7 protein-coding genes are annotated in these 6,996 nt (G+C 63.6%); all 7 read right to left on the bottom strand.

From position 1 onward, the window contains the following. On the bottom strand, positions 1-843 hold an 843-nt coding region (locus RT662_RS09965; protein WP_313670559.1), incomplete at its 3' end, for a TonB-dependent receptor plug domain-containing protein. A 483-nt stretch (positions 844-1,326) separates the two neighbouring features. Continuing rightward, the gene (locus RT662_RS09970; protein ID WP_313670560.1) at positions 1,327-2,064 is read right to left on the bottom strand and encodes an SDR family NAD(P)-dependent oxidoreductase; all 738 of its coding nucleotides are present in this window, start codon (positions 2,062-2,064) and stop codon (positions 1,327-1,329) included. Beyond that, positions 2,064-2,846, bottom strand: coding sequence for an SDR family oxidoreductase (locus tag RT662_RS09975; RefSeq protein ID WP_313670561.1), 783 nt, complete (start codon positions 2,844-2,846; stop codon positions 2,064-2,066). Before RT662_RS09975 ends, RT662_RS09970 begins: the two co-directional genes overlap by 1 nt. Before the next feature lie 5 nt (positions 2,847-2,851). Further along, positions 2,852-4,279 carry an alanine racemase gene (locus tag RT662_RS09980; RefSeq protein ID WP_313670562.1) on the bottom strand — a complete coding sequence of 476 codons (1,428 nt, stop codon included), beginning with the start codon at positions 4,277-4,279 and terminating at the stop codon, positions 2,852-2,854. A 14-nt stretch (positions 4,280-4,293) separates the two neighbouring features. After that, positions 4,294-5,199 (bottom strand): dihydrodipicolinate synthase family protein, encoded by a 906-nt coding sequence (locus tag RT662_RS09985; RefSeq protein ID WP_313670563.1) that lies wholly within the window; start codon positions 5,197-5,199, stop codon positions 4,294-4,296. Between the two features lie 18 nt (positions 5,200-5,217). Next, entirely contained in the window at positions 5,218-6,291 is a 1,074-nt protein-coding gene (locus RT662_RS09990) for an ABC transporter ATP-binding protein (RefSeq protein ID WP_313670564.1), read from the bottom strand. 1 nt (position 6,292) lies between these two features. Then, on the bottom strand, positions 6,293-6,996 hold a 704-nt coding region (locus RT662_RS09995; protein WP_313670565.1), incomplete at its 5' end, for a carbohydrate ABC transporter permease.

The following is a 6,996-nucleotide window of genomic DNA, read 5'->3' on the forward strand; positions in this document are numbered from 1 at the left end:
CAGGCAGATCGGGTTGGGGTTTGCCCCCAGGCTGAGCGCGCACTGGGAAAAATCACGCTCTGACTGGTTCAGGCCATCGTTGCGCATGTACCGGATATAGCCCGTGACATTGCCGCGGCCCTCACCCAGCGACGCGCCAAACACGGCGGAGACATCGAACGTCGGGTTGCCGGTGTCGCTGCCCGTCCGGGGCGTGATGCCGGCCGCGATCAGGCGCTGCTGCGCGTCGAGGCTGTTGTTGTTGGACTGGTTGAAGCCGAACAGGCCATCGATCTCGAAACCGTTGAAATCCCGCTTCATGATGAAGTTGGCAACGCCGGAAACAGCGTCGGAACCATAGACGGCCGATGCGCCGCCAGTGACGACTTCAACACGCTGGATCAGCTGGGCCGGGATCAGGTTGATATCCGAAGGATAGCCGCCAGGCGTTGGCGAGCCGGGCGGCAGGCGCTTGCCGTTCATCAGCACCAGCGTGCGGATCGAACCCAGGCCGCGCAGATCGAGCGTGGAGGTGCCGTTGGCGCCGTTGGCAAAGCTGGTATCCTGCGCGCGGGTGAAGGCCGGCAGGGTGTTGAGCAGATCGATGGTATCGACAGCGCCCACCACGTCGAACGCCTGTTCGGTGATGGTCTGCACCGGGCTGGAGGAGACGACGTTCTTGGAGGTCAGCCGCGAGCCCGTCACCGTGATGGTTTCAGGGGCTTCTTCGGCAGCGTTGGCGGCCACGTCCTTCGTTTCGGTCGCAGGCTGTTGCTGCGCAAAGGCCGAACTGGCGGACACCAGCATCATTGCCGAAATGATCGTCGACGACAGCAGAGTGCGACGCGAAGTAAGTTCCGACATGTGCATGTTCCCCTTTTGAGGGCCGAACCCGGCATGGGGCTCAACCCGTTGATGCCGCCCAATGATCGTCCGTCAGGCCCGCAAATCCCCATACGCGAACCAATGTTCGCAATGTGAATACGAACGCCCATATGAGTCAAGGGTGTTACACAACGGGAGCAATGCGAACATCTGGCCGGGCTGCGGCGTCTGCACCAACTCGGCCGGAAGCTGCGTTGCGACATTACGATGAATTCGCGTTATATCCTTGTTTTATAGTGCATAAATCCAAAAATTAACGGAACGGGGCTGATGCCGACACGCGACGATCCGCGAAGGCGCTGACGATCCGACGCCGACGATGGCGTCGAATCTGATCAAACCAATGTTCGCATGACGCACTTATGACCGCTTTGCGCCCGGAATCAGGATGGATGGCGCCCTGCCCTTGGCCGTTTTCAGCTCTGTCGTCTCCAACAGGCTGAAAACTGGGCTTGCCTGGGCCTAGATCCCCGTCTCCAGCCGCGTGTTCATCACCAGCTCTGCAACCGACGAACTGTTCGGCAAGCGCAGCAGGAACGACACCGTTTCGGCAAGGGTTTCCGGCGCTATCCGGTCCTGACGCGGCGTGACGCCCGGAATACCGGAAATCAGATCCGTATCGACGGCGCCGGGGCACAGCGCCGTCGCGCGCACGCCGCGGTCCCAGCCGGCGAATTTGGCGGCTTGTGTGAGCGCCATCACGGCATGTTTGCTCATCGTGTAGGCAATCGAAACGCCCGGGCGGTAACGCTTGCCATCAGTCGACGCGATATTGATGATCCGGCCGTTTCCCGCCTGCGCCAGATGCGGCAGCGCCTGGCGGATCAGCCGGAACGGCGCCTTCACGTTGACAGCCCACACCTCATCCAGAACGGCCTCGTCCCCCGTTTCGAAATCAATGGCGCGCAAGATACCGGCATTGTTGATCAGCGCGTCGATCCGCCCGAACCGCGCTGCCGTGGCGGCCACCCAATCGCCAGCCGACGCCGGCTCGAGCGCGTCAAAGCGGTGGACAAGGATGCGCTCCGGATCGAAGCCGGCCGCAGCGAAACGCCGCGGATCACGCACCCCCAGCGACAGGCGATAGCCCTCGCCCGCCAGCCGGCGCGCAATGGCAAGGCCGATGCCGCGCGACGCGCCGGAGATCATCACCACCCGGTCAGCCGGGGTGAGCATCTGGGCGGGCGCGGCTTCTTCCATCAGAACAACCCCTGATAAACGCCGCCATCGATAACGATGTTCTGCCCGGTCATGAAACCGATCTGGGCGCTGCACAGATAGGCGATCAGATCGCCGCATTCGGACGGCGCGGCAAAGCGGTTGGCCGGGGTCATCTTGATGCGGTCGGCCACGATGGCCTCGTATGTCGTGTTGCCGCGTTTGGCGTGAGCGTGCAGGTTGGTTCGCAGGGCATCGGTATCGATGAAGCCCGGCAGCACGCTGTTGATCACGACATTGTGCGGCACCAGTTCCCGCACCATCGAGGCGATGGCGCCCGCAAGGCCCACACGCGCCGAATGGCTGTGGGCAAAATTCACCTGCGGGAACTTGATGTTGCTCACCGAGATGTTGACGACACGGCCAAACTTGCGCTCGCACATGCCCGGCACGATGGCGCGGATCAGCTCCAGGGGCCCAAAATAATGCGCCTCCATCCAGAAATCCCAGTCCGCCCGGCTCATCGTGCGAAAATCATCCGGCGTCTGCCGCACGCCGGGATTGCAAACCAGGATATCGGGATCTGGGCACGCCGCCAGCACCGTGGCCGGCGCGTCGGCCAGCGACAGATCGGCCGCCACGGTGGTGACCTTCACGCCGGTTTCATCCACAATCTGGCGCGCAGCCTGCTCCAACGCTTCGGCCGTGCGCGATACCAGCACAAGATCAACGCCTTCGCGGGCCAGCGCCTGCGCGGCGGCAAAGCCCAGCCCCTTGCTGCCACCGCAGATCAGCGCCCGGCGCCCTGAGAGTCCCAGATCCATGGCATTCAATCCTGCGGCGCAAAGGAGGTGGCGAGCAGATGGGCCGGCACCCGGAAGCGGCCGATTGCATCCTTCAGCTGTTCGCGTTCCGTGGTAACTTCGGCGTGGCTGCCGGTCACCAGCACGGTCGCCGGCAGCAACTGCGCATTGTAACGCGCCGCAGAGGATTCCGTGTAGCCACCGGTATCGAGGAAGGCGACCAGATCACCGCGGGCCAAGGCCGGCATGCGGCGATGCTTGCCCACCTCGTCCGAATTGCAAAGCGGGCCGACCAGATCGACCGTTTCGGTGGGTTCGGCGCCGGCATTCACCACCGGCAGGGCGTGATAATACCAGTCCAGCACGGCGGCCCAGCTGAGGTGGTTGGTGGAAAGATCCATGTTCACCCACTTGCGCGTGGCGCCTTCCTTGATCGCGCCCACGCGCCCCACCGCGACACCGGCCGGGCCCGACAGAGCCCGCCCCGGTTCCAGCCGCAATTTCGGCAGGGGCAGGCCCAGTTTCGCCGCTTCATCCTTGATCGCCGCGCAGCACAGGCGGGCATAATCTTCGGCCGTGGGGGCGTTGCCATCATCCAGCTGGCTGTTGGGGCCGGTGCCGTACCATTTGCCAAAGGTCCAGCCGCCGCCGATATCGATGCACGGCGGCACCCAGCCGGTGTGGTCCCGCAGATAGCCGGACCAGGTGATCATTTCCCGCGCCATCACCGCAAAATCTGCCGGATCATTCGACATGCGCGACAGGTGGAAATGCGTTTCCTTCAGGCGCACCGATGGCATCGCCTGCGCCCGCTTCACGATCTCGGCTGTCTGCTCACGGGTCATGCCCCATTTGGTGGAATCGCTCTGCTGCTTCAGCGTGCCGGGGCCGTGCATGGCAACGCCCATCCGGCCGGTCAGCGGTTCCAGATCGAGCTTCAGGCGGATGCCGATCTCGGCAACAACACCCAGCCGACGCGCCACTTCATCGATCCGGTCCAGCTCGTCCATCGCATCGATGTTGACGCACAGCCCGTTGGCGATGGCCAGTTCCAGCTCTTCGGTCTGCTTGTTGGAGCCATTGAGCACCAGCGTGCGCCCGTTGGTGCCGGCCAACAGCGCCATGTACATTTCCTGGGCGCCGAAACAGTCACCGCCGGCGCCTTCGCTGTTCATGATGTGGCGGATCGCCAGGCCGTTGTTCGATTTGTTGGCGAACAATATTTCCACATCCGGATAATGGGCGCGGAAGGCATCGCGGAAGGCGCGATAATTCTGGCGCAGCTGGTTTTCCGAGATGATGTAGAGCGGCGTGCCAAAGCGCTCCGCCAGATCAGCCACGTCGCAGCCATCCACCCACAGATTGCCGTTGGGGCCGATCCCGATGAACTCGCCAAACGTCACCTGATATTCGGGCGGGGTGAGCGGCTTCTGAAGCTTTTCCTGAATGGTCATCGTGCCTCTCCTGATCACAAAAGTCCCAGCGTTTTCAGCCCGGCCTCCAGGCCCTTCAATGGCGCACCGGCGAGCTTGCGCAGCGGCCGGCGCGGCGTGCCGCCACCGGGCAGGCCCATCATGTCCATCGCCGCCTTGGTGGCGGGATAGAGCGTGCGGCCGTCGCTGGTGAACAGATCGGTGAGCCGGCGGCCCATCGCCTGCAGCTCAGCCGCCTTCTCCGTCTCCCCGGCCTTGGCAGCGAAATAGAGATCAAGCCCGCCGCGCTGCCAGACATTGGGGAAGCAATCGATGGTGCCATCCGCCCCCAGTTGCACCGCCGGCACGCCGAACACGGAGGACGGCCCACAGAACACCCGCAGCCGTTCATGCACGGCCAGATGGGTGCCGTAATAATTGTTCCAGTCGCCCGAACTTTCCTTGATCGCCACCACGCGTTCCAGATCGGCCAGCCGCGCCGCCAGAGCCGGGGTGATCGCGTTCACCGCATTGCCGGGGATATTGTAGAGCACCACCGGCAGACCGATCAGCGCGCACACATCCGCAAAATGCGCAAAAATCTCATCGTCCGACAGCTTGACGAAGTAAGGCGGCAGGATCAGCGCACCATCGCAGCCGGCGGCTTCGGCATGGCGCGTCAGCGCCACGGTTTCCTCCACCGAAACCGCGCCAGTGCCGGCGATCAGCGTCACGCGGCCGGCGATCGCCTCGTGCGCCACATCAAACAGGCGTTTGCGCTCCTCGTGGCTCAATGCCCAGAACTCACCCGTGCAGCCGCCCACCACAAAGCCGGTGGCACCCGCCGCAATCAACCCTTCCAGGTTGGCCGCAAACGCCGCTTCATCAATGCGGCCATCATCGTGAAAGGGCGTGGTGACCGCGGGCATCGGCCCTGACCAGTTGACGCTGTTTCTGTCCATGTCGTGCTTCCTTTTGCGTCAGCGGCCAGCCGGTTCCCACCGGCGACCGTCGCTCTTGTCAAACAGATGAATGCGCTCGCGCCGCAGATCGAAGGCGACGGTTTCGCCAACGCGCAACGCGTTCGAACCGGGCACACGCGCGGTGAGCGCCAGCCCGCCGGCATCGAGCGCCACGATCGTTTCGTAACCGGTCGGCTCGACCAGGCGCACCTGCGCTTGCCAAGGCCCCTCGCCCACCAGCACGTCTTCGGGCCGGATGCCGACCGTCACCGCATCTGGCCGGGCGGCGGCGGCATACGGCAATGCGACGGCCAGCGGGCCGACATGCACCACCAGATGCCCACCGCCATCGGCCAGACTGCCATCGGCCAGCGCCATGGCCGGCGTGCCGATGAACCCGGCAACAAACACATTGGCCGGGCGGTTGTAGATCTCGTCGGGCGGCGCAAACTGCTGCAGTTCGCCCGCGCGCATCACCGCGATGCGCGACGACATGGTCATCGCCTCCAGCTGATCGTGGGTGACATAGACCATCGTCTTGCCCAGCCGCCGGTGCAGTTCGATCAGTTCAGCGCGCATGTGGGCGCGCAGCGACGCATCAAGATTGGACAGCGGCTCATCGAGGAGGAAAACGCTGGGTTCACGCACCAGCGCCCGGCCCAGCGCCACCCGCTGCTGCTGCCCGCCCGACAATTGCCCCGGCTTGCGGGCCAGCAGCGGCTCCAGTTGCAGCAGCGCCGCCACTTCGGCCAGCTTGATGGCCCGATCGGCCTTGGCCACCCCACGCTTCTTCAAGGGGTAACAGATATTCTCCGCCACCGTCATGTGCGGGTAGAGCGCATAGGACTGGAACACCATGGCGATATCGCGCGCTGCCGGCGCCAGGTTCACCACGTCGCGGTCGCCAATCCGGATGCTGCCACTGCTCGGTTGCTCAAGCCCGGCCAGCATCCTGAGCGTGGTGCTTTTCCCGCACCCCGAAGGGCCGAGCAGCGAGACGAATTCGCCCGATTCAATCACCAGATCAAGGCCGGGAATGGCGACCGTATCGCCATAGGCCTTGCTGACCTTTTCAAAAACAACCTGCACCATATCAGCCCTTTACGCCGCCAGCGCCAAAGCCGCTGGTGAGATGGCGCTGGAAGAAGGCGAAGATGATGATCAACGGCACGCTCATCAGCACCGAAGCCGCCATCAGCAAGGACCATTCGATGTTGAAGGCCGAAATCAGCATGGTCATCACGCCGGTGGTCAGCGGCCGGGCCTCATCCGAATTCACCAGCACCAGCGCATAAAGATATTCGTTCCAGGCAAGAATGAAGGTGAACAGCGCGGTGGAAATGATCCCCGGCAGCGCCTGCGGCAACACCACATCCACGAACGCCCCCATGCGGCTGGCACCATCGACCATGGCCGCGGATTCCAGATCCTGCGGGATTCCGGCCATGAACGAGCGCAGCAGCCACAGCGCATAGGGCAAGGCAAAGGTCGTGTAGGCGATCACCAGGCTGGCCAGCGTGTTGGCGAGGCCAATGCTGACCAGCATCAGATAGAGCGGCGAGATGAGGACGACCGACGGCAGCAGATAGGTGAACAGCACCAGGCTCGCCAGCGTTTCGCGGCCCGGATAGGCAAAGCGCACCAGGCTGTAGGCACCCAACACGGATATGCTGATCACCACCACCGTCGTTGATGTCGCCAGGATCATCGAATTGGCGAAATATTGCAGGAACGGCGTGTCCTGGAGGACGCGGGCATAATGTTCGAAGGTGATGGCCTTGGGCAGCAGCGTGGGCG

It is taken from the genome of Sandarakinorhabdus sp. (genome assembly GCF_032115815.1).
Taxonomy (GTDB): domain Bacteria; phylum Pseudomonadota; class Alphaproteobacteria; order Sphingomonadales; family Sphingomonadaceae; genus Sandarakinorhabdus.